Raw genomic sequence first — 23,096 nt, 5'->3', positions numbered from 1 at the left:
GTCTAACAACGTTGCTTCTCCAGCGCCGGGCCCGGCGACACAACACCGCTTACGAAAGGTCATTTCTCATGCGTGAGAATCTCCCTTCGTCGCGGTTGTCCACCCCTGCCCCGCGCGTGTGCACAGCGTTTCCGCTGGTCTCCGCCTCGGCACCGTTGGACCGCCCCGACGAAACACCCGCCGCCCCGAGGCGCCGGGCAAAAACGGCGCTGAGCTTCGAGCTCATCCCGCCGCGCCTCGCCGGCACTGAAACCAACACCGCCACCACCGACCTCGCCCGCCTCGACGAGCTCATCGCAGGGCTCGCCGCCTATGAACCCGACTACGTCGCGGTCACCTCGTCACGCCGCTCCGATTGGCTGACCGGCACCGCGGAGCTCATCGCCCGCATCGCGCGCACCACCACGCTGCGCCCGATCGCCCACCTCGCCTGCACCGCGGGCACGAAAGACGAGCTCGTGGACTGGATCCGCGCGCTTCTCGACGCCGGCGTGCGCGGCTTCCTCGCCCTGCGCGGCGACCTGCCGCCCGGCCAGACCAGCCTGCCGGAGGGCTACCTGCAGCACGCCACGGACCTGCTCAACCTGATCCGCGACGTCGAGGAGGAGCAGGCATTTCGCCTGGCCGCCGGCAAGCTCGCCCTGTCAGTTGCCTGCTACCCCTCGGGGCACGCGGAATCGCGCAACCTCGACGAGGACCTCGATGTACTCCTGGCTAAGCAGCGCCTCGGTGCCGACTTCGCCATCACCCAGCTGTTCTTCGACCCGCAGGACTACACCACGTTCGCCGAAACCTCCCGCCTCGCCGGGGTAAAGATCCCGTTGATCCCGGGCATCATGCCCATGACCAGCCTGAAGCGGGTTGAACGCATGGGCGTGCTGTCCGGGATCACTGTCCCCGAGCGGGTGACGGCGCGCCTCGCCGCCGCGGCCACCCCGGAGGAGGAATACGAGGTGGGCATGCAGATGACCGCCGAGCTCGCCCGCGCGATCCTCGACGCCGGCGCCGGCGGGCTGCACATCTACACCCACAACGACATCCGCGTCACCCGCGACCTGCTCGACCGCGTGGGCATTCCCCAACCCTGACCACACACTCTCTTGACTTAAAGGACAACAACAGTGACAACAACAGCGACGACATTCCCAACAATCACCATCGAGGGTTACCCACGTATCGGAGCCAACCGCGAGCTCAAGCGCGCGCTTGAGTCGTACTGGGCCGGGCGCATCGATGCCGAGACGTTCCGCTCCACGGCGCGCGCCCTGCGCATTGACACGTACAACCACCTGCGCGACCTCGGGCTGACCGAGGATTACGCCATCCCGGCGGACGTCGCCCATTACGACCAGGTGCTCGAGACCGCCCTGACCGTAGGCCTTGTCCCGGGCGGTACTGACCTCGACGAGGAGTTCGCCCTTGCACGAGGCAACGATTCCCGTGTGCCGCTCGAGATGACGAAGTGGTTCGACACCAACTACCACTATCTGGTGCCCGAGGTCGCCGCCGGCCAGGACATCACCCCGGTGCCGGAGCGCATCGTCCGCATTGTCGAGGAGGCCCGCGAGGCCGGACACACTGTGCGCCCCTACCTCGTCGGCCCGGTCACTCTGCTCGCGCTGTCCAAGCCCGCCGAGTGGTCCCTGCTGGACAAAGTCACCGCAGCATACGGCGCGATTTTCGCCGCGCTCAAGGACGCCGGCGTGGAGTGGGTCCAGGTTGCCGAGCCGGCCGTCGTCGCCGACCTGTCCACGCCCGACGCCGAGATCGCCGGGCACCTGCGCGAGGCATGGAGCACCCTCCTGGCCAGCGACAACCGCCCGAATGTCTACCTGACCACCCCGTACGGCGCCGCCCGCGAGGCGCTGCCTGTGCTCGCCGAGCTCGCCCCCGAGGCACTTCACGTGGACCTCGCGCCGTGGGCGCTCGAGTCCGACGGTGGGTACCCGGGGAGCGTCGCCAAGCTCCCGGTGAATATCCACCTCGTTGCAGGGCTTATCGACGGCCGCAACGTCTGGGCCGCCAACCTCCGCGAACGCACCGAGGTCTTAAAGTCCCTGGGCCGGGAGCGGGTCTCCATCTCCACCTCGACCTCCCTGCAGCACGTGCCGCACACGCTCAACGCCGAGCGCAACCTGCCGGTCGAGGTCGCCCCCTGGCTGTCGTTTGCCGACGAGAAGATCGCCGAAGTCGCCGCCCTCGCCGCGGGCCCCGACGCCGCGGTCGAGGCCTTCGCCCAGTCCGACCGCGCGGTGCGCACGCGCCGGGAGTCGGCGACGATTCACAGCGAGGCGGTTGCGGGGCGCGTCGATAAGCTTCCCGCGGGCGAGGTCAAGCGTGCCCCCGCCTTCGAGGAGCGCCAGCGCATCCAGCGCGAGGAACTCAGCCTGCCGGACCTGCCCACGACGACCATCGGCTCGTTCCCGCAAACGCCCGAGATCCGCAAGGCCCGCGCCGACCACAAGGCCGGCGAGCTTTCCGACGCCCACTACAACGACGCCCTCAAAGCCGAAATCAAAAACGTCATCGAGCTGCAGGAACAGATCGGCATCGACGTCCTCGTCCACGGCGAGGCCGAGCGCAACGACATGGTGCAGTACTTCGCCGAGCTTCTCGACGGCTTCGTCGTCACCGACAACGGCTGGGTCCAATCCTACGGCTCCCGCTGCACCCGCCCACCCATCGTCGTCGGCGACGTCTCCCGTCCCGCCCCTATGACCGTCGACTGGGCCACCTACGCCCAATCACTCTCGACCAAGCCCGTCAAAGGCATGCTCACCGGCCCCGTCACCATCCTGGCCTGGTCCTTCAAGCGCGACGACGTCCCGCTCGCCGTCTCCGCCGACCAAATCGCGCTCGCGCTTGCCGACGAAGTCCGCGACCTCGAAACCGCCGGCATCAAAGTCATCCAGATCGACGAGCCCGCCCTGCGTGAACTCCTGCCGCTGCGCGCCGACGAACGCCCCGCCTACCTCGACTGGGCAGTGCGCGCCTTCCGCCTCGTCGCCCTCGAGGCGCGCCCGGGCACGCAGATCCACACCCACCTCTGCTACTCCGAATTCGGCCAGATCATCGACGCCGTCGCCGGCCTCGACGCCGACGTCACCTCCATCGAAGCCGCCCGCTCCCGCATGGAGCTGCTCGAGGACATCGACTCGAGCTTCCACTCCGAGATCGGCCCGGGCGTGTGGGACATCCACTCCCCGCGCGTGCCCTCCCAAGACGAGGTCGCTGACCTGCTGCGCGCCGCGCTTGCGCACGTGCCGTCCGGACGACTGTGGGTCAATCCCGACTGTGGTTTGAAGACCCGCGGTTACGCCGAAGTCGAGCCCTCCCTGCGCAACCTGGTCGCCGCCCGCGACGCGGTCGTGGCAGGGAAGTATGGCAGTTAGATAGCGCCTGGGGAGCGTTGGGTGCGTTGTCGCTGAAGTCGTGCACGCTCGCCCTGTGCCACGCTCGCCCTGTGCACGTCCTCAAGCATGTTCCGCGCGCAAAACCCCAGGAGCGTTGTCGCTGAGGTCGTGCACGCTCGTCCCGTGCACGTCCTCAAGCATGTTCCGCGCGCGAAACCCCAGGAGCGTTGTCGCTGAGGTCGTGCACGCTCGTCGTGTGCCACGCTCGTCGTGTGCCACGCTCGCCCTGTGCACGTCCTCAAGCATGTTCCGCGCGCGAAACCCCAGGAGCGTTGTCGCTGAGGTCGTGCACGCTCGTCCTGTGCACGTCCTCAAGCATGTTCCGCGCGCGAAACCCCAGGAGCGTTGTCGCTGAGGTCGTGCACGCTCGTCGTGTGCCACGCTCGTCGTGTGCCACGCTCGTCGTGTGCCACGCTCGCCCCGTGCACGTCCTCAAGCGCGTTCCGCGAGCAAAACTCCAGGAAAGCTGTCGCTGAGGTCGTACTCGCTCGCCCTGCGCCGCGCACGCCCACGCCCGCTCACACACAACCCACCCACAACCCCCACGCAACCCGCCCACAAACCCACACACCACCACCTCGCGCACTCCCGCGTATCCTGGTCAGCATGACTATGAAGACTCAGACTGCAGTAATGCACACCAACCACGGCGACATCCGCATCGACCTGTTCGGCAACCACGCGCCGCAGACCGTCGAGAACTTCGTCGGCCTGGCCAACGGCGAGGGCGACTACTCCACGAAGAATGCCGGCGGCACCACGGAGGGCCCGTTCTACAACGGCGCGATCTTCCACCGCATCATCCCGGACTTCATGATCCAGGGCGGCGACCCGACCGGCACAGGCACCGGTGGCCCGGGTTACCAGTTCGCGGACGAGTTCCACCCGGAGCTGCAGTTCGACCGCCCGTTCCTGCTGGCCATGGCGAATGCTGGCCCGGGCACGAATGGCTCCCAGTTCTTCATCACGGTTGTGCCGACCCCGCATCTGAACAACCGCCACACGATCTTCGGCGAGGTCACTGATCCGGAGTCCCAGAAGGTTGTCGAGGAGATCTCGAAGGTCCGCACGGGCCGCATGGATCGCCCGGTCGAGGATGTCGTGATCGAGTCCATCGACATCGAGAACTAAGTCACACCGTTCGGCCCCTCGTTCGCTTTTGATTGGCGGCGAGGGGCCTTTCGCGACCCTGGAGCACCACGCCTAAACATGAACGTTTCCCGTCTTTTCCACCGCACCCCTGTTTCCGCCGCCATCGCCTTAGCGTGCCTTGCTGTCTATGCGCTCACGTCGATGCAGGCGAAGTCGTTGACCAACCCTGTGTGGGGTTCCACGCTGGGCACGCGGATGGTGCTGTACGGTCCGCTCGCCAGCGGCGAGGAGTGGGGCTGGCTGCGCACGGTTGCGGCGGGCTTCCTCCATGTTGACCCCACGCACATCTTCGTGAACCTGTTCATGCTCGCGCTGATCGGCACGGAGGTGGAGCGCTTCGTGGGCTCGGGCCCGTATGTGCTTGTGTACGGGGCGGGGGTGCTGGGGTCGTCGGCAAGCGTGCTGGCGATGAATTTCGATACGCCGACGGCGGGGGCGTCCGGGGCGATGTATGCGCTGATGGGGGTGCTGGTGGCGGTCGCGTACCGGCGCCGGACCGACCTGCGCGCACCCCTCGCCTTGGTCGTACTCAATGTGGTGTTTTCCCTGGTGACGTCCGGGGTGAGCCTGTGGGGCCACCTGGGCGGGTTGTTGGTGGGGGCGGCAGCCGCGTGGCCGGTGACCTCGCCGCGCGCGGCGACCCGGTCCGCAGGCGCGGTTGTGGCCCTGCTTGCCGCGGCCGCGTGGGTGGTTGTGGAGTTGTCCACGGGTTATCCCCAGGTTGTACCCACGGGGATAATTCCACAGGCTTTGCCCACAATGTGGATAGATACAATCGTGTAATTCCTAGAACAGGGGGGCGAACCGCGCGTGTGCTCAGCACCTCTACCTGCATCTGCGCTGGTCATCCTCGCTCACCTTTCGTATGTGCGCAAGTAGTGCACAGGTTTATCCACAGGTGGGGATAACTGCTCTTTCCACAAAAGATTACACAGCCTGTGGATAACTTTGGGGGGTGGGAAACTAACAAGCCGCAACCCCGGCGTGTCTCCGCGAACACCTACTGCGGCGGTTGTATTCTGTTCGATTTGGCCAGACCCCCAGGCACGAAAAAAGCGCCTCCCGCACAACGCGGAAGACGCTTATCGACGCCCGACTTTTAGCGCCAACCCATCGTCATCAACAGCCCGGCAATGAGCCCGCTGAACCCGATGAGGTAGTTCCAGGGGCCGAGCTCGCGCAGGAACGCGATCTGGTCGCCCGCGACGTAGAACACGATGAGCCATGCCAGGCCCAGGATCATCAGGCCGAACATGATGATCTTGTACCACAGCGGCGTTCCGCCGGTGTTGATCTTCACCGGGGTGCGGGACACGCCTGCGGGCGAGCTCGGCGCTGCGTGGGTGTCCTTCGTGACTTTTGCCTTTGGCATCTACATACCCTTCACTTCTTCAGCCCGCCGCGCACCGGCGGGCTTGTCCTGGGCGGAACTTTACCACCCGTTGCGTGCTTACCCGCGGGGCAGGAGCGCGAGCGGATCGAACTCCCACAGGTTGTAGCGGATTTCCTGGTCCCTGCGGATCGTCTGGCCTGGCTCGACGGACTGGTGGCCGATCAGGCCCTGGTCCACCGCCGCACCTGTGGGCACGGTCGGTCCCGCGATGAGGCGGCCGCGCCAGCCGGCGCGGCGCAGAGCGTCGTCGGCCTCGCGCGGGTTCATCCGCCCGATGTCCACCATGCGCATAAGCATGCCGTTGGATACGCGCAGCTCGATGGCGGTGCCGGTCTCGACATCGGTGTTCTCACCGGCGGCGGCGACGACCTCGCCCTCGGGCTTTTCGGAGTCGACCTCTGTGATCGCGGCACGCAGGTCCATCGAGGTCAACATCGCGCTGGCCTGGTTGACGTCCATGCCCACGAGCGACGGCACGGTGACCCTCTCGTGGCCCTTGGACACGACTACGGAGACCTGTGAGCCCTTGGACAGCTGCGCGCCGGCCACGGGATTCTGCGAGATGATCTCGCCCTCAGGCACGTCCTCGCTGAACTCGCTGCGCAACTGGGTGTTGAGCTCGAGGTCGGCGTCGGCAAGCGCGGCGGCGGCGTCCTGCGGGTTGAGGCCGGTGACGTCGGGGACATCGGTCAGCTCGCGGCCCGAGGAGACTGACACGGTAACCAGGGTGCCGGGGCGCAGCTGCGAGCCGGCGGTCGGGTTCGTGCCCAGGACCTCGCCGCGCGGTACGTCGGGGCTGGGGGTGTCGCTCAGCGCGACCTGCAGGCCCATGCCCTCGAGCGTGCTGACGGCCTCGGCGCGGGTCATGCCCGCAAGCTCCGGTACCTCCACCAGTGTCTCCTGCAGGCCGAAGCCGCGCCCACCGCTGTCGGTGAAGAAGTTGTACGCCATGTACGCCATCGTTCCGGCCAGGACGAGGCCGAGCAGGGCCGCAACCCACTGCATCCAGCTGGCACCGGAAGTCTTCTCATTGGCGCGGCGGTGCTCGGCGTAGCGGCTGGCAGCGGGTTCGTCCGCGTACCAGGCATCGTCTTCTTCCGGAAGCACCTCAACCGGGCGGGCGGCGACGGCAGAACCAGACACGATCGTGGCGTCCTGGTAAGTGCCCCGGTCCTGGGCCGGCTGGTTGTACGCGAGGTGCGTGCGCGCGGCCTGGGTGACCGAGCCGCGCATGAGGCGCCGCAGGTCCTCGGCCATCTCGGTGGCCGTCTGGTAGCGATCCGCCGGGTGCTTCGCCATCGCGGTGAGGATCACCGCGTCGATGTTGACCGCCTCGTTTTCCGCCAGGCCGGAGATGTGCTCGCTCGGCGGGACCGGATCCTCCTGGACGTGCTGGTAGGCCACGGCGAACGGGGACTCGCCCTCGAACGGCGGGGTGCCCGTGACGGCCTCGTACATGACGCAGCCGAGTGCGTAGATGTCGCTGCGTCCGTCGGCGGGTTTGCCGCGTGCCTGCTCCGGGGAGAGGTACTGGGCTGTGCCGATGACCGCTGAGGTCTGGGTCATGGCCGAGGTGGCGTCGTCAAGCGCGCGGGCGATGCCGAAGTCCATCACCTTGACCTCGCCCATGTTGGTGACCATGATGTTCGCCGGCTTGATGTCGCGGTGGATGATGCCAGCGTCGTGGCTGGCCTGGAGCGCAGTGGTGACCGGCAGCATGAACTCCGCCGCGGCGTGCGGCGTGAGCGGGCCGTCCTCGCGCACGATGTCACGCAGGTTCCGGCCGTGGACGATCTCCATGACGATGTAGGGCACTTCGAGGCCGTCGATGGTGGTTTCGCCGGTGTCGAACACGGCGACGATGTTCGGGTGGTTCAGGCGCGCGGAGTTCTGCGCCTCCCGGCGGAACCGCTCTCGGAAGCTTTCATCGCGCGCCATGTCCAGCTTGAGCATCTTGATGGCCACGGTGCGGCCGAGCGCGGTGTCGGTCGCGGCGTAGACGTCGGACATGCCGCCGGTGCCGATGGACTCGCCGAGTTCGTAACGGTCAGCGATCAGTGTCATGGGGTACCGCCAATCTGGGGAATCGGGGGGAGCTGAATCTCGGGTGCGGCAACCGGCCCGTTGGCCACGGTTTCCGCGGGTGCGTCGGCCCCGCCGGGGGCGGGGTTGGACGGCGCCGGTGCCGTAGATGCCTCGGGGGGAGCGATCGTGTCGTCCTCCGGAAGAGGCTGCGTCGGCGGTTCCTGGGGGTCCGGCTCTGGCACGGGTGTCGGCGGCTCATCGGAGATGGTGAGGGTGCCGGGGTTCTCGCGCGGTGAGCTCGGCTCCGAACTGGGTCGGCTCTCGCGCGGCGTGCTCGGCTCCGCGGTTCGCTCGGTCGTGGGTGCCGCAGGCCGCTCAGTGGGCGTGACCGTCTCGGTTTCGGTGATGATGGTCGGAGTCGTCGACGTCACCTGCGTATTCCCGCCGAGGGGGCCGGCCGTGAACGCCCACACGAGTGCGCCGCCAGCGGCGAGAATCACCGCGGCAAGGCCGAGGCCGAGGGCGAAACCGCCCCGCTTCTCGTCCTCCGGCTCCACCGCCGGCCGCTGGCGCTGCGCCACGTGGGCGGTCGGGGCCGCCGCGCGCGTGCGGCCGTCGCGCCAGTCGGCGGGCTGCATCGTCGTCGGCTGCGCTACCGACGCCAGCATCTGAGTCGAGGCTGTCGCAGACGGCTCGACGGCGACCTGGGTGGTCGCCCCGCCCCTCGGCTGCGCGGGCCGCAGCCCCTTGCGCACCTGGGCGACGGCGAGCTGCATCTCGTTGCCGTCGTGGAAGCGCACCTGCGGGTCCTTACGCAGGGCGATCTCGACGAGCTCGCGGGCCGGGGCGCTTATCGACGTCGACATCGCCGGCGGCGCCGCCGACACGTGCGCGAGCGCCACCGAGACCGAGGAGTCGCCGGTGAACGGCCGGGCGCCGGAGAGCATCTCGTAGCCGACCACGCCGAGGGAGTAGACGTCGCTGGCGGAGGTCACGCGCATGCCCTGCGCTTGCTCCGGGGAGACGTACTGGGCGGTGCCCACCACCATGCCGGTGCGGGTCAAAGGCACCGCGGCGGCCGCCTTGGCGATGCCGAAGTCGGTGATCTTGACCTGCCCGTTCTGGGTGATCATGAGGTTGCCCGGCTTGATGTCGCGGTGCACCAGGCCCATGCGGTGGATCACCGCGAGGCCGTGCGCAGCTTGTTCCAGGACGTCGAGGGCGAGCGCCTCGTCGAGCTTGCCCTCGCGGGCGATGAGGTCGGCGAGGGATTCACCGCGGATGTACTCCATGACGATGAAGCACATGGAGTAGCCCGCGCTGGTCTGCACCTCGCGGTAGTCGTAGGTGGCCACCACGTTGGGGGAGTTGATGCCCTCGGCGGCGAGTGCTTCGTTGCGGAAGCGGGTGAGGAATTCCTCGTTGGAGGAGAACTCGGGGCGCAGCACCTTGATGGCTACTTCGCGGTCGTTGACGCGGTCGTCGGCAAGCCACACGGTGGACATGCCACCGTGGCCGATGATCCACTGCAGCCGGTAGTCGGCCCCGACGAGTTGCTGGAGTTCGTCCCTGTTGTCGGCGTTCACTAGTTACCTCCTCCGGGGGCGGCGTTGAGAATAGTCCGGCCGATGGGTGCGGACACCTGACCGCCGGTGGCACCTTGGCCCAGGTTACCGCCGTTTTTGACAACGACGGCGACGGCGACGTCCTTGGCCGGGTCGAAGGCGACGTACCAGACGTGCGGGGCGGCGCCCTCGCCGTGCTCCGCGGTGCCTGTCTTGGAGGCAAACCCGTTGCCGTCGTAGCCGAACGTTGAGCGCTCGGAGGCGAACATCAGGTCGCGCAGCGCGGCGGCCTCCTCGGGGGTGATGGCCTCGTTGAGCTCTGTCGGCCGCGTCTCGCTGGCGGTGGTCAGGTTGGGCCGCACCACGCGCGAGACGATGAACGGCTGCATGCGGCGTCCCTCGTTGGCCACGGTCGAGGCCATCACGGCCGCCTGCAGTGCGGTCATGGTGACGTCGCGCTGGCCGATCGCGGACTGGCCCAGTTCCGCGGCGCCCGGGATCTCTCCGAGGGAACCGGCGGCGGCGGGGATGCCGAGGTCGTAGGTCTCACCTACGCCGAAGGCCGCGGCGGCCTCGCGCAGCGGGTCGGCCCCGATGTCCAGCGCGGTTTGCACGAATGCGGTGTTGCACGACAGGGCGAACGCGGTGCGCAGGGTGACGGTGCCGCCGCCGGCGCAGGCCTGGCCCCCGTAGTTGGTCAGCGCCGCGTCGGTGCCCGGCAGCGTGATTTCGGACTGGCCTGTCACCGGGGACTCGGGCGTGAAGCCCTGGCGCAGGGCGGCGGTGGTGGTGATGATCTTGAAGATCGACCCCGGGGGCAGCTGCTCCTGGGTTGCGTGGTTGAGCAGCGGGTTCGCCGGGTTCGAGGTGAGCTCGGCCCACGCCGGGCCGGCCGTCGCGGAGTTGGCCACGGCATTCGGGTCGAACGAGGGGCTCGAGGCCATCGCGAGCACAGCGCCTGTCGACGGCCGCATGGCCACAATCGCACCCTCGTACCCCGGGTTGGACAGCAGATCGAAGCCGAGCGCCTGCAGGTTCGGGTCGATGCTTAACTCGAGCGAGTTGCCGGGGGTGGACTTCTCCGCGCCGGTGCGGGTGAAGCGGCTGCGCAGACCACTCTCGCCGGTCAGCTCGGCGTTGTACCCGGCTTCGAGCCCGGCCATGCCGTACTGGTCGGAGACGTAGCCGAGGATCGGGGCGAAGGAGTACGGCATGTTCGGGTAGGCGCGCTGGTAGAAGGCGTTCTCATCCTGGTAGGACTCGGCGAGCACCTGTCCGCCAGCGTTGATGTTGCCGCGGTTGATCTGCTTGAGTTCCACGAACGTGCGCGCGTTGAGCGGGTTCTGGGCGTAACGCTGCTCCCGGAAACCCTGCACGACGGTGAAATTCACCAGCAGCACGACGGTGAGCAACAGGGAGACGAGCGCGCCGAGGCGAATGGACTTGTTCATCGGGCCACCTCCGCCATCGCGTCGGGGGAGACCGCGTCGTAGTCCGCAGGGCGATTCGCGCTGTTGGAGATGCGCAGCAGAATGCCCAGCAGGATGTAGTTCGCCATGATGGACGATCCGCCGGCCGACATGAACGGCGTGGTCAGGCCCGTCATGGGCATCAGCGCAGAGATGCCGGCGGCGACCACGAAGATCTGGATGACGATCGTGGTGGAAAGGCCCGCGGCGAGCAGCGTGCCGTAGGAATCGCGCACCTGCAGCGCAGCGTGGAAGCCGCGGGTGGTGAAGACGGCGAAGAGGAGCAGCACCGCTGCCAGGCCGACGAGGCCGAGTTCCTCACCGACGGCGGCGAGGATGTAGTCGGAGTGCGCCACCGGCACCATGTCCGGGTGGCCGTAGCCGAGCCCGGTGCCGGTCACCCCGCCCCAGCTCAGACCGAACAGGGCCTGGGCCGGCTGGTAGCCCGTGGTGTCGTAGTGCGCCAGCGGATCAATGAAGTTGTTCACGCGCTCCTGAATCTTGGCGGAGACCTGGTAGACGGCGTAACCGCCGGCGGCGACCAAGCCGACGCCGATGATCAGCCAGGAGGTGCGGCTGGTGGCGAAGTACACCATGCTCAGCACGGTGGCGAACAACAGCAGCGCTGGGCCGAAGTCGTTCGAGATGCCCATGATGAGGATTGCGATGGCCCAGACCACCATGATCGGGGCGAGGTCGCGCAGGCGCGGGAAGCTCAGGCCCAGAAAGCGCTTGCCGGCCACGGTAAACAGAGAGCGCTTCTGCGCCAGCAGCTGGGCGAAGAAGATCAGCAAAAGGATCTTCGAGAACTCACCCGGCTGGATCGAGAACGGACCAAGCCAGATCCAGATCCGCGCATCGGCGAAGTCCGGCGGCTGCGGCCAGACCAGCGGCAGGGCCAGGAAGATCAGGCCGGCCAGGCCCAGCAGGTAGGAGTAGCGCTGCAACGACTTGTGGTCGCGCAGGATGAGCAGCGTGGCCACGAGCAGGACGATGCCGGCCGCGGACCACAGGATCTGCCTGTCGGCGAGTGCGCCGTAACCGGGGCGCTCGGCAAGGTCGAGGCGGTAGATGATGACCAGGCCGATCGCGTTGAGCGTGGCCACGACCGGCAGCAGTACCTGGTCGGCGTACGGCGCGGCGTAGCAAATGGCCAGGTGGGCGACGGCGTAGACGCCGACGAAGCCGCCGACGAGGTAGAACAGCTCGGTTGACAGGGTGCGGCCCTGCGACATTTCCAACCCGAAGAGCATGAGAAGCAACAGCAGCGCGGAGCAGATCAGGAGGAACAGCTCGCGGGTGCGGGAGAGCAATCGGTGCATGCTAGCTCTCCGTCCTGCAGGTAGTCGTCTCGGAGGCGGAAGATTCCTTGTCGGCCTTTTCCGTGGCTTTCTCCTCGGCCTTTTCCTCCACACAGACCGGCAACGCCGCGTCGGCGAGGCGGTTCATCAACCCGACGGCTTCGTCGTAGCTGCCGCCCGAGAAGTTCTCGAGCGCGGACTGCTGGGCGGGCGGGAGGTCGTCGACAGTAAAGACGGTGCAGTCTTGGGGCATGTCACCGGCGGCGGCGATGCGCAGCTCGTTGTGGCTGTTGATGCACGCGAGCTGGAAGTCAGTCGGCTCAGAGGAGCTGAACAGTGAACCGGAGACGCGCTGGATTGCAATCTCGTTGTTGCCGTTGGCGGCCACGGTGTAGGTGTCCTCGGCGCGGCTGTTTAGCCAGGCGACGACGCCGGCCCCGGCGAGCACCAGGGCGAGCGCACCGGCGACCCACGGCCAGACGGTGCGCTTTCGGAGGGGTTCCTCGTCGTCGGCGGGGATCTCGGCAGCGACCGGGGCGGCCACAGCGTTGCCGCGGTCGCGCTGGGCTTTCATCCCTTTCAGCTGGGCGGTGTTGGCCTCGGCGAGCGGCTCGGGAACTTCTGCCGCGCGCATCAGCGCGGCCGCCCGGCTCGCGGCGGAGTCGGGGTGGGTCGACTCGTGGTCGGGCACGAGGGCACCGGCGATGACGGGTGACGTCGGCAAGCTCGGCGCCTCGGAACCGTCGGAGGCGACGACGTCGGCAACGACCACGGTGATGTTGTCCGGGCCACCCGAGCGCAGCGCCAACTCAATGAGGCGCTGGGCGGCGAGCTCGGGTGTGCCCTGGCGCAGGGCTTCCTCAATTGTCGAGGCCGTGACCGGGTCGGACAGGCCGTCGGAGCACAGCAGGAAACGATCGCCCGGCTGGATCTCGAGCATCTCCAGGCGCGGCTCGACGGGCCGGCCGGTGTACGCCTTGAGGATGAGCGACTTCTGCGGGTGGGAGGAGACGTCCTCCGCGGCGAGCTTGCCTTCGTTGACCAGGGACTGGACAAAGGTGTCGTCCTCGGTGATCTGGGTCAGCGTGCCGCCGCGCAGCATGTAACCGCGGGAGTCGCCGACGTGGATCAAGCCCATGGAGTCGCCGTTGAACATGAGCGCGGTGAGCGTGGTGCCCATGCCTTCTTGCTCGGGATTGTCGTTGACGGAGGCCTGGATCGACGCGTTGGCGTCGTCGGCGGCCGCGCCTAAGAGGGCGAGCATGTCGGCGTCGCCAGGTGTCTTGTCCAGGTGCGCCATGTGGGCGACCATGAGCTGCGACGCGATTTCGCCCGCGGCGTGGCCCCCCATGCCGTCGGCAAGCACGAGTAGGTGCGGGCCCGCGTAGGCGGAGTCTTCGTTGTTGTTGCGCACTAGGCCGCAGTCGGAGGCGGCGACGAAGTTCAGTTTCAGGGTCATGGCATCAACCTCACGATCGTCCGGCCCATTTTGATGTCGGACCCGACGCTGACGCGTTCGGGTTGGTCGATTCTGCTGCCCTGCACAAACGTGCCGTTGCGCGAGTCGAGGTCCTCGACGAACCACTCGCTGCCGCGGCGGAACAGCCGCGCGTGGCGCGAGGACGCGTAGTCGTCGCCCAGCACGAAGTCATTGGTGTCGGCGCGGCCTAACGTGAGGTCCTCCACGCTGGCGATTTCCATGTGCGAGCCCTGCAGCGGGCCCTCCACGACGACGATCTGGCGCGCCTTCTCACGCATGATGGGGGTCGAGGCGCTCGCTTGTCGACGCACACCCGCCGCCGCCACAACATCCTTACGCAGCACCCACAGCACCAGGAGGATGAACAGCCACAGCAGGATGAGCAGACCAAAGCGCGCACCGAGGATGATGGCGGAATCCATGGGGCTCCTTAACGTCGCGGTTTACTTCTCGCCCAGGCGCTGGCCCGGGAAGAACTCTGTCTTGGGGTGGGCGACATCGTCCGGGTTGACGCCTGCGTCCGAGGACAAGCCCGAACGCGGCTCGACGATGCGGACCTCGATGTGCGAATGGCCGACGGTGATGACGTCGCCGTCGGCAAGCAACCAGTTCTCCACAGGTTCATCGTTGACGGTGGTGCCGTTGGTCGACTGCAGATCGACCAGCACCGCGGATTCGCCGTCCCACGTGATCTCCGCGTGCTGGCGGGACACACCCGTGTCCGGCAGGCGGAAGTCCGCGTCGTTGGAGCGGCCGAGGATGTTGGATCCCTCATGCACGAGGTAGGTGCGCGAGGACCCGTCCTGCAGCAGCAGGCTCACTTTGGGCTCGCTCGTCGAGAGTGGCTCGGACATCTGATCCTCCTGGTCGCGGGTGTCCGCGACGGTGTAGTGGTTAGGTTGATCCGTACGTGTTTCCCTACGTGGTTCGGCGAGAATCGCGTCGAAGCCGCTGCCGATCTCCGGTGCGGAATCGGCATAAGACGACGCCCGCAGCTGGCCCGTGCGCAGCCCGGACTCCTCGGCGACGCGCACCGCCACCGGGCCTTCGAGGAACCAGCCCTGGTTGCGAATGAACCGCGCCAGCTGGTCCGCAAGCTGGACCGGCAGGTCGCGGTCGCGCGAGAGATTCTCCAGATCCTTCGAGGACACGCCCACGGCGTAGACGTTCGGCACGACAACTTCGTCCCGGTCGGACATGGCGATGCTGTCCTGTGCCTCCTGCTTCAACAGCTCCTCGATCTCGGCCGGCACAACCTTGCCGCCAAAAATCGCGGCCATGCTGTTGTCCAAGCCGCGCTGCAGCGAACTATCCAGCTTGGCGAGGCGGTCCATGAGGCCCATTGACCCGCACCTCCCTCCAGTCGGAATTAGTAGCACGTGCGGATGTTAACCCTGACAGTATAGGTAAGTATCGGTTTTCGACGTATAGGCGCGAGCACGACAGGCCGTTGCCAGATTCCGTTTCCGCTGCCCCCGCGCCGGATTTGGTGGTTTTCCGCTCCGCGGTGCTATATTAAGCAAGTCGCCCGCCCGGGTGGCGGAATTGGCAGACGCGCTGGCTTCAGGTGCCAGTGTTCGCAAGAACGTGGGGGTTCAAGTCCCCCCCCGGGCACAGATGGATGAAACCCCGAGACCGAAGCGGTCCCGGGGTTTCGCCGTGCGGGGGTGCGACCGGGCACCCAGGCGCTACACCCACCCCTTTTCCCGGGCCAGGGTGTACGCCTCAAAGCGGTTGGCCGCACCGACCTTGCCCATGGCGGAGGACAGATAGTTGCGTGCGGTGCCCTCGGCGACGTGCGCCGATCGGGCGATGTCGGCGATGGACAGCCCGCGGCCGGCCAAAACCACAAGTTCGGCTTCGCGCTCGGTGAGGGGGGAGGCGTCGTCGGCAAGCGCTGCCGCGGCAAGATTCGGGTCGATCCACCGTTTGCCGCTGTCGGCCGCCCGGATCGCATCGGCGAACGCATCCGAGCTTGCGGTCTTCGGCAGCACGGCCTGAATGCCGGCGGCCAGGGCGCGTTTCAGCACGGCGGGGCGCGCGTGACTGGACACCAAGACGACGGGTGCCTCGGTGCGCTGCGCCAACTCCACCCCGTCCATGCCGCCTCCGAGCTCGAGATCGGTGACCACGACATCGGCCTGGCATCCGGAAGCGAGGAAGTCTTCCCCGGAGTAATAGACACCGGCAGAAACGAGGTCGTCTTCCAGACTGAGCAGTGTGGACAGGGAGTCGGCGACGAGCCTTTCGTCGTCAACCAAGGCGAAGCGGATCATGGCAACTCCAGAGCGGCGGTGAATGCGATGGGCGAGTGGTCGGTGTCGACGCGGGCTCCGATCGCGGCCGCGCGACGTGCCAAATTATCCAGGCCTGTCCCGGCGGAGCCGTCGGCCGGGTGCGGGGCGTTGTTGGTCACGGCGATGCGGCGCGGTTCGATCGTTACCTTCACGTGGGTGGCCTGCGAGTGGCGCAGTACATTGGTCGCGGTTTCCCGGATGAACCAGGCGGCGGTGTCGTGCGCAGTAGTGGGAAGCGCGGTGGCGGATCCGCTCGTTGCAACGGAGATTCCCGCCTGCTCCAGCAAGGAGACCGCGGCGGTGATTTCCTGGTCGAGGTCGCGGGAGCGGTAGTTGTCCACGACTCCGTGCATGTCGGAAACGGTGGCTTCGATAAGCGATTGGAGCTCGGAGAGCTCGCCTGTCAGGCGGGCGTCGTTAAGCGCGGCGAACTTCGCGGCCAGTTGGGTCTTGATGGACATTGCTGCGAGATGCTGGCCGAGAGTGTCGTGGAGATCCTGGGCGAATCGGAGGCGCTCCTCGCTGACGCGCAGGCGCGATTCGAGGACGCGGGCGCGGTGGGCCTCGTTCATCAGGCGCACTGTCCACAAGATAAGTGGGGTGTATAAAGCGCAGGCCAGGGGCAGTACGGCCAGCTGAGCCGCCTCGAGTCCGAACGCGAGGAGTGCCGCGCCCGCGACAACGACCGCGAACGTCCACCACCGCCAACGCGGCACAAACGGGGTGAAAGCGCTGACCAAGCCGATCAGGCTCGCAGTTACCAAGGTGGGAGAACCGCTGAGCCACCCGGCGGCGGTGAGGGCGACGAGGAACGCGGAGCCGGCGATGAGCGTTCTCGGCCGCTCCGGCGCCGCCTTGAGACGCAGCGCGGGTTGGACCTGCAGCGCCCACACCGAGACGGCGGCGGAGGCTACAATCGCCGCGATCACCCAGGCGGAACCGGAAAAGGCCGCGAGAAGCACCGCGTACAGGACGATGCCACCTTGCATCGACCACTTGTTGTAGGCCAGGAACTTGCCGGCGGAATCAAGGTCACGCCACGAAGCCGCGGGGCTGTATATGCTGCGCATCACGCTCGAGCCTAGCGGTGAGTGTCCCACCGCATCCAACGGATCCCGGCTCCCGTGAGCACAAGTGTCCAGGCGGTCAGCGCGGCCAGGGTCAGCAACGGGCGGTCCACGGTCTCACCGATCCACCCGTGCACGAACAAATCGATGGCCAAGGCGAAGGGATTCCAGTCAACGAGCGCCGCTACCAGCTCAGACTGGGCGCGGAGAAGCTCGCGTATCCCGCCGGGAAGAGAGGCCATCGAAACGAGGAGCACCGGGAAGGACGTGATCGCCGCGGCTTCGGCGTTCTTGGTGAAGCGACTGGTCAACAGGGCCAGACCGTAGGAGAAGGGCACACCCAACAGGACCGAGGCTGCCATGTAGAGCGGGTTGGCAGGAAGATCCGCGCCGGCGATCAGACTCATCAGCACCACGGTGATCGGAGTTAGCACGATGACCATGAGGCCAAGCGGCAACGCAATGGCGGTGAGGATCTCCCAATCGTGGGCCTCGCCGGTGCGCAGGCGTTTGAGCACTCGCTCGTCGCGCCGGGTTGTCGCCATCGACAGGGCTGAGTAGTACACGACAAAACCCAGGCTAAACAGCACGAACATGCCCGCGGCAAGAGCGATTCCTAGAGGGCTGTCGATCATCTTCGCCATGAACACCGCCAGGGCGACGGGCAGGGGCATCATGGAAACGAGGAGCGGGTTGCGGAAGAACTGCCGTCCTTCAGCGCGGGCTAGAGCGGTGATGCGGTTCATCGGGTGACCTCCTTGGCGTTGTCTCCTGCGATGCGGAGAAAGACATGTTCCAGCGTGGCGGGTTGAGCAGCGAAGCTGTCCAGCACCACGTTGTTGTCGTGCGCCCAGGTCAGCAGCGCGTGCGCCTCGCCCTGCAGGTCGAAAGTGGGTATGTTCACCAGTTCGCCGTCGCGGAGGTAGCTCAGGTGCGCGGGCTCGCGCGCCGTGAGCTCCGCGACGGTTCCCTCGCACTCGATACGCCCGCCGTCCATAATGGACAGCCGGTCGCACAGCTGCTCCGCCTCATCGAGGTAGTGGGTGGTGAGCATCATCGTCACACCCCGCCGCTTCATTTCCTCCAGCATGCCCCACACGCGGTGCCGGGACTCCGGGTCCAGACCCGTCGTCGGCTCATCGAGGAAGAGCACAGCCGGGTCGCCGACGACGGCGCAGGCCAAGTCGAGTCGGCGCTGCTCCCCGCCGGAGAGCGCGCCGACCTTCACGTCAGCGCGGTGGGACAGCTGGACCTCCTCGAGCACCTCGGCGATGGGTCGCGGCGTCGAACAGGTTCCGGCCCACATCTCCAGGGACTCTGCCACGGTCAGCGCCTGGGGCAGGCCCCCCGACTGCAGCATGATCCCCAGGTGCGGACGCACCTTCGCGCGTTCACGCACAGGATCCATCCCGCTGATGCGCACCGTCCCCTCACTCGGCCGTGCCAGGCCCTCCATCACCTCGAGGGTGGAGGTCTTGCCGGCGCCGTTCGTCCCCAGCAGGCCGTAGATCTCACCGGCACGCACGGTCAGGTTCAGCTTATCGACGGCCACATAGCCGCCGTACCGCCTTGTCATCTCATGTACTTCAATCACTGTGTCCATGACTGACAGTTTCGCGGACAAGAGAAGCTGCTGGTAGAGCCGTTTGTCATCGTTTGGGATGACATTTGTCATGGTCCGTGTAGCGTCCGGTTCCGGTGCCGGCTAAGAACACACGGCTAAGAATCCGCCCTTTGCGGGCTACACGGTGGATTCTTAGCCTTGCGTTCTTGGACTGAAGGGAGCCTGGCGGAAATAACGAGCATCTAGGCGGTTTCGCGGCCCGTCTGGGGCCGTTTTCGGTCTACATGCTCGTTATTTCCACCCAACCGCCCCCCCGCACACGAAAAACCGCCCTCCCCGAGAAGGGAAGGGCGGTGAAGCTCCTAGAGCCTCGAGAGTTCCTTACTTGGAGGAACCGTTAGAGGACAGGGAGGAAACCTCGTTGAGGAAGTCGAACGGCATCTTCACAGCGGCGGTGGTGTAGTTGATGACGAGCTGGAAGAAATCGGTGATGACGTCGAACATGGTGTGTTCCTTTCGTTTGTTTTTCGCTTGCCCCGACGACGGTACGGAGGCCGTGGGCGCAGGCCAAGACCCCCACCTGGGTACTTTTGGGGTGCAACGCATAAGAACGTAGGAATACTCTGAAATTTGTAACGCCCGCAACACGCGGTGCGCAGGCGTCCGTGCAGGTGACGATGATCCGGCCGATTCAGGCCTCGCCGACACCCTCGTGCGGGCCCCACCGCAACGTTCACAGGTTGACACGCGGCAAAAACACCCCTATGTGGGGGTGATGTAGGTATCACGCGCCCCTCCAGCGCCGCCCCGACACGCGGGCGTAGAGTATTCGATATGACCTCCGACCAGCGTAAACAGGAAAACAAGTGGAGCCCGCGGGCGTGGCACCGCAAGGCATCGCGCCCAGTGACGGTGTGGATGGCCGTCTTCATCGCGGTCGGACTGACTCACACCTTCATCCCCGAGGCGCGCTGGGTGATGGTGCACATCTTCACCCTCGGCATCCTCACCAACTCGATCGTGGTGTGGTCGCAAAACCTCACCGAACGCTTCCTGCAGGCGCGGCTTCGCGACGCCGACCGGCCCCCGCAGCTCCTGCGCATCCGCTTGCTCAACCTCGCCATCGTCTTCGTGGTCACCGGGCAGCTGCTCGCCGGGTTATGGGAGTGGCACTGGGTAGTCACCGCGGTGGGCGCGACGGGAGTCGCGGCTGTGATGGCCTGGCACGCCGTCGCCCTGGCCAGCCAGATCGTGACAGTGGATCACACCAAGCGCTTCTACCCCGCGGCGCTGGGCTTCATCTGCGCGTCCTTGGCGCTTCCCCTCGGCGCCCTGTTCGGCGCGGCGCTGGCGGCCGGGCTGCCGGGTCAGTGGCAAAGCCGGGTGTTGGCGGCGCACGTCTACATCAACGTCGGCGGCTTCGTGGGGCTGACAGCGCTGAGTGCGCTTACTGTTCTTCTCCCGGCGATGTGGAGGGCGCGCGGGGTGAGGAATCGGGCGTCGACAAGCGTGGCGCTGTGCGCGACGGGTGTTGTCACCGCCGCGGCCGGCGCCCTGCTCGCGCTGCCGCCCCTGGAGGCCCTCGGGCTGTTCGTCTATGTCGCGGGGTGGGCGTGGTCCCTGCAGGGCTGGCTGGCCACCCTGCTCGGCGCGCGCCGCACCCCGACCTACCCGGCGCTGTCTGCCCTGGCCTCCGCGGCGTGGCTGGTGGCCGCGCAGGTCGCGTGGGGAGTCCAACTCGTGGCGGGCCGCGAGATGGTTCCGCCCACGCTGATGCTGCTGCTCGGGTTTGCCGCCCAGCTGCTCTTCGGCACGATGAGCTTCCTGCTGCCCACCAACATGGGCGGCGGGCCGGCCGCGGTGCGCGCCGGGATGCGCCGCTTCGACACAGCCGGGGTGTTCCGCTTCGTCGTGTACAACCTCGCGCTGATCGTGTGGCTGGTCACCGACTCGTCGTGGCTGCGCGTGGTGATGAGTATGCTCGTTTTCGTCGTCCTCGTAGCGTTTGTGCCGCTGATGATCTCCGCGGTGAAGACGCAGCGCGCGGTGATGGAGGGTAAGCAAGAGGGGCCCGGCGTGGCGTACGACCCGAAGGCGGGGCGGCAGACGCTCGCCGCTCTCGGCGTCGTCGGCGCGCTGAGCGCGGCGATCCTGCTGGCGCTTTAGCCCGTCGCCTTCACTGTAAAGACCATGCCCATCGCCTTGTGCCCGGCGATGGTGCACCAGCCCTGGGCGTCCTCGGTGAACTCGCCGAAGTCGTACACCACGGACTCGCCCGGGTTGATGCGCCCGGTGTAGCCGGAGCCGATCTTCAAATCGTGCTGCTGGGTGTCCGGGTTGGTCACCTTCAGCACCAGCCTCTTTCCGGCGGGGACCTCGACGCTATTTGGCACGAAGTGCATGCCTTCGATGGTGACCTCCGCGGTCACGATGTCGTCGCCCGTGGGCAGCGCTGCGTTAGAGCGCGCGTCTGACGCGCCGAACGCGAGCGTTACGGCGACGACGGCGGCGAGGAACACCGCGACGATGCCCCAGGCGATGGAGTCGGTGCGTTGCATGCCAGGCCATCCTTTTCCAGGTCAGTTCAGCGTCGAAGTGGCGCTGAACCTTATCGTACAATTCGGGGTGATCGTGGCCCCGCGGGCCAGAGCGGAGGACCCCATGGACACCGAGCGCACGCCGCGCCCCACCGAGGATTTGCTGCGCGCCGCCGCGACGCTGAGCACCAAGCAGCGCGAGGTTCTCGCCGCCGTTCGCAGTTTCGACGGGGGCGCGCTTATCGACGACCTCAGCTCCGCACTCGCCATGCATCCCAACACCGTCCGGGGCCACCTCGACGCCTTGCTTGCCGAGGGAGTCATCGCCGTGATGACCGTGCCGGGTACCGGCCGTGGCCGCCCGCGCCACAAGTACGTCGTCCGCGTGCCGCGCCGCAGCAGCGTGACGAGCGAATACGTCTCGCTCGTCGAGGTTCTCACGCAGTCCCTGCCGGAGGGCGATATCGACGCCGCCCGTGAGATCGGGCGCAACTGGGCCCGCGCCACTGGCGCCGTTCCTGGCGAACAGGAGCTGGGCGCTCACCTGCGGGACATGGGGTTCGCGCCCTACGAGCGCGAGGCTCCGGGCGAGATCGGCCTGACCGCCTGCCCCTTCGTTACGGAGGCGGGCCAGCGCCCGACCCCCTTGATCTGCGCGATGCACGAGGGGTTCTTGCGCGAGGTGACCGGTTCCGAGGAGGTCGACGTCATGCCGTTCGACCGGCCGGGCGAGTGCGGCGCCCGCGTTCCTAGCTCTCCTGAACGTCGTACACGCGCTTGATCTGCGTGCCCGGCGGCAACGACGTATCCGATCGGTGGGTGACCGACGACGGGTCGTACGTGATGGTCACGTGCTTGTCCACGTAGGAGTACCAATCGAAGGCGTTCTCCGCCTCGCCTTCCAGGGCGGCGAACCAGCTTTCCTGGGTGACAGGGTCTGAGCCGGGCTTGCTTCCTTCGAGGTTTTGTGGGGAGTCGTAGACGAAGACCAGATGCGTCTGGTCTGCCGGCTCGCCGTTGGCGGTCGCACGTCCCCGCAGCAGCTCGGCGTTGGTCAACACCTTGATGGTCCCGGACAGCGTCGCCCCGGCCGGTACAGCCGGTGCGGCCTGCTGCACGAGGCCCGGGTTGCGCGACTGCGCGGTCGCGGTGTCGAGCCAGTCGATCTGCTTGGCGTTCGGGATGGGCTGGAGGGAGTCGTGGGTCGATTCCTCACCTGCGACAAGGGAGTCGCCCTCCATCCGGAAACGGGTCGCCTTCTTAGTCGGGCTGGTGGAGCCGCCGTCTTCCTGGATGATCCCGTCACCGTCGGCGGTGGCGTGGACCCAGGCGCGGGAGCCGCCGGCGCCGGCGGCGCCGTCGATAAGCACGTCCTTCGAGGCGACGTAACCGCCCTTGCCGTCGGCGCGCAGCGCGATGACCGGGGCGAACTCCGTGCTATCCACGCGCAGCAGCATGTCCTCGATGCCGTCGGCGTTGATGTCCGTAAACGTGTAGGAGTACGTGCCCTTGGGCTCGTAGCGCGCGGCCGGGCTCACCGGGATCTTGCCCGGGTTCGCGAGCACATCCGCGAAGGTGGCCGCCGCATCCGAGGCGGGCGCCGGGTCGGTGCCAGCGTCTGCCTCCGCGCCGGGCGCGGCGTCGACGGTGGTGTAGGCCGTCTGGGTCACTGTTGGGCGCCCGCTGTCACCACTAAGGGAGCAGCCCGTCAGGGCGAGGGCGGATACGGCGACGACGGCGGGCAGACTCCACTCGCGCATGACAGAAACTCCTTGTAAGGAATGTGAAAGGCAACGGTTAGTACTGGTGTGTACTGTAGTCCAACCGTGCGAC

Annotated in this window: 21 protein-coding genes and 1 tRNA gene; 7 read left to right on the top strand and 15 right to left on the bottom strand. The window is 67.0% G+C overall.

Annotated features, from left to right (window positions below; translation table 11 throughout):
- The first annotated feature begins 68 nt into the window (after positions 1–68).
- From VVR41_RS08555 to VVR41_RS08540, 4 genes are all read left to right on the top strand, one after another.
- Positions 69–1,088, top strand: coding sequence for a methylenetetrahydrofolate reductase (locus VVR41_RS08555; protein ID WP_368524401.1), 1,020 nt, complete (start codon positions 69–71; stop codon positions 1,086–1,088).
- A 33-nt stretch (positions 1,089–1,121) separates the two neighbouring features.
- Positions 1,122–3,392 (top strand): 5-methyltetrahydropteroyltriglutamate--homocysteine S-methyltransferase, encoded by a 2,271-nt coding sequence (gene metE / locus VVR41_RS08550; protein ID WP_368524400.1) that lies wholly within the window; start codon positions 1,122–1,124, stop codon positions 3,390–3,392.
- Between the two features lie 627 nt (positions 3,393–4,019).
- On the top strand, positions 4,020–4,544 hold the full coding sequence (locus VVR41_RS08545) for a peptidylprolyl isomerase (protein WP_321102564.1): 525 nt from the start codon (positions 4,020–4,022) through the stop codon (positions 4,542–4,544).
- A 78-nt stretch (positions 4,545–4,622) separates the two neighbouring features.
- Positions 4,623–5,348 carry a rhomboid family intramembrane serine protease gene (locus VVR41_RS08540; protein WP_368524399.1) on the top strand — a complete coding sequence of 242 codons (726 nt, stop codon included), beginning with the start codon at positions 4,623–4,625 and terminating at the stop codon, positions 5,346–5,348.
- A 316-nt stretch (positions 5,349–5,664) separates the two neighbouring features.
- Here VVR41_RS08540 and crgA read toward each other — a convergent pair whose 3' ends face one another.
- From crgA to VVR41_RS08500, 8 genes are all read right to left on the bottom strand, one after another.
- Entirely contained in the window at positions 5,665–5,937 is a 273-nt protein-coding gene (gene crgA / locus VVR41_RS08535; RefSeq protein ID WP_321102567.1) for a cell division protein CrgA, read from the bottom strand.
- A gap of 78 nt (positions 5,938–6,015) precedes the next feature.
- Entirely contained in the window at positions 6,016–8,022 is a 2,007-nt protein-coding gene (gene pknB / locus VVR41_RS08530; protein ID WP_368524398.1) for a Stk1 family PASTA domain-containing Ser/Thr kinase, read from the bottom strand.
- Positions 8,019–9,569 (bottom strand): protein kinase domain-containing protein, encoded by a 1,551-nt coding sequence (locus tag VVR41_RS08525; RefSeq protein ID WP_368524397.1) that lies wholly within the window; start codon positions 9,567–9,569, stop codon positions 8,019–8,021. The genes pknB and VVR41_RS08525 overlap by 4 nt, the downstream gene beginning before the upstream one ends.
- Positions 9,569–10,999, bottom strand: a complete 1,431-nt coding sequence (locus VVR41_RS08520) for a penicillin-binding transpeptidase domain-containing protein (RefSeq protein WP_368524396.1) — start codon at positions 10,997–10,999, stop codon at positions 9,569–9,571. Before VVR41_RS08520 ends, VVR41_RS08525 begins: the two co-directional genes overlap by 1 nt.
- Positions 10,996–12,339 carry an FtsW/RodA/SpoVE family cell cycle protein gene (locus VVR41_RS08515; RefSeq protein ID WP_368524395.1) on the bottom strand — a complete coding sequence of 448 codons (1,344 nt, stop codon included), beginning with the start codon at positions 12,337–12,339 and terminating at the stop codon, positions 10,996–10,998. The genes VVR41_RS08520 and VVR41_RS08515 overlap by 4 nt, the downstream gene beginning before the upstream one ends.
- A 1-nt stretch (position 12,340) precedes the next feature.
- Complete coding sequence (locus VVR41_RS08510) at positions 12,341–13,777, bottom strand: protein phosphatase 2C domain-containing protein (protein ID WP_368524394.1); 1,437 nt, start codon at positions 13,775–13,777, stop codon at positions 12,341–12,343.
- Entirely contained in the window at positions 13,774–14,220 is a 447-nt protein-coding gene (locus VVR41_RS08505) for an FHA domain-containing protein (RefSeq protein ID WP_321102198.1), read from the bottom strand. Before VVR41_RS08505 ends, VVR41_RS08510 begins: the two co-directional genes overlap by 4 nt.
- A 21-nt stretch (positions 14,221–14,241) precedes the next feature.
- Positions 14,242–15,141, bottom strand: coding sequence for a DUF3662 and FHA domain-containing protein (locus tag VVR41_RS08500; protein ID WP_368524393.1), 900 nt, complete (start codon positions 15,139–15,141; stop codon positions 14,242–14,244).
- A 187-nt stretch (positions 15,142–15,328) separates the two neighbouring features.
- Here VVR41_RS08500 and VVR41_RS08495 point away from each other — a divergent pair.
- Positions 15,329–15,412, top strand: a tRNA-Leu gene (locus VVR41_RS08495).
- Positions 15,413–15,486: 74 nt separating this feature from the next.
- Here the strand turns inward: VVR41_RS08495 and VVR41_RS08490 are convergent.
- The 5 genes from VVR41_RS08490 to VVR41_RS08470 all read right to left on the bottom strand — a co-directional run bounded on the left by VVR41_RS08490 (position 15,487) and on the right by VVR41_RS08470 (position 19,230).
- The gene (locus tag VVR41_RS08490; protein ID WP_321102202.1) at positions 15,487–16,074 is read right to left on the bottom strand and encodes a response regulator transcription factor; all 588 of its coding nucleotides are present in this window, start codon (positions 16,072–16,074) and stop codon (positions 15,487–15,489) included.
- Entirely contained in the window at positions 16,071–17,165 is a 1,095-nt protein-coding gene (locus VVR41_RS08485) for a sensor histidine kinase (protein ID WP_368524392.1), read from the bottom strand. Before VVR41_RS08485 ends, VVR41_RS08490 begins: the two co-directional genes overlap by 4 nt.
- An 11-nt stretch (positions 17,166–17,176) precedes the next feature.
- Positions 17,177–17,908 (bottom strand): ABC transporter permease, encoded by a 732-nt coding sequence (locus tag VVR41_RS08480; protein WP_368524391.1) that lies wholly within the window; start codon positions 17,906–17,908, stop codon positions 17,177–17,179.
- Positions 17,905–18,738: an ABC transporter ATP-binding protein gene (locus VVR41_RS08475; protein WP_368524390.1), complete on the bottom strand. Its 834-nt coding sequence runs from the start codon at positions 18,736–18,738 to the stop codon at positions 17,905–17,907. The genes VVR41_RS08480 and VVR41_RS08475 overlap by 4 nt, the downstream gene beginning before the upstream one ends.
- Before the next feature lie 369 nt (positions 18,739–19,107).
- Positions 19,108–19,230 carry a hypothetical protein gene (locus tag VVR41_RS08470; protein ID WP_321102209.1) on the bottom strand — a complete coding sequence of 41 codons (123 nt, stop codon included), beginning with the start codon at positions 19,228–19,230 and terminating at the stop codon, positions 19,108–19,110.
- A 330-nt stretch (positions 19,231–19,560) separates the two neighbouring features.
- Between VVR41_RS08470 and VVR41_RS08465 the strand changes: the two genes are divergently transcribed.
- Complete coding sequence (locus tag VVR41_RS08465) at positions 19,561–20,892, top strand: copper oxidase (protein ID WP_368524389.1); 1,332 nt, start codon at positions 19,561–19,563, stop codon at positions 20,890–20,892.
- Here the strand turns inward: VVR41_RS08465 and VVR41_RS08460 are convergent.
- Positions 20,889–21,284 carry a cupredoxin domain-containing protein gene (locus VVR41_RS08460; protein WP_368524388.1) on the bottom strand — a complete coding sequence of 132 codons (396 nt, stop codon included), beginning with the start codon at positions 21,282–21,284 and terminating at the stop codon, positions 20,889–20,891. The two genes, VVR41_RS08465 and VVR41_RS08460, sit on opposite strands and share 4 nt — an antisense overlap.
- 103 nt (positions 21,285–21,387) lie before the next feature.
- Here VVR41_RS08460 and VVR41_RS08455 point away from each other — a divergent pair, with 103 nt between their 5' ends.
- Positions 21,388–22,044, top strand: a complete 657-nt coding sequence (locus VVR41_RS08455) for a helix-turn-helix transcriptional regulator (protein ID WP_368524387.1) — start codon at positions 21,388–21,390, stop codon at positions 22,042–22,044.
- Here the strand turns inward: VVR41_RS08455 and VVR41_RS08450 are convergent.
- The gene (locus VVR41_RS08450) at positions 22,013–23,023 is read right to left on the bottom strand and encodes a hypothetical protein (RefSeq protein WP_368524386.1); all 1,011 of its coding nucleotides are present in this window, start codon (positions 23,021–23,023) and stop codon (positions 22,013–22,015) included. The two genes, VVR41_RS08455 and VVR41_RS08450, sit on opposite strands and share 32 nt — an antisense overlap.
- Between the last annotated feature and the right edge of the window lie 73 nt (positions 23,024–23,096).

Source organism: Corynebacterium sp. LK2510, from assembly GCF_040946405.1.
In the GTDB taxonomy this organism is placed as follows: Bacteria; Actinomycetota; Actinomycetes; order Mycobacteriales; family Mycobacteriaceae; genus Corynebacterium.
This window is presented reverse-complemented; position numbering and strand designations above follow the sequence as displayed.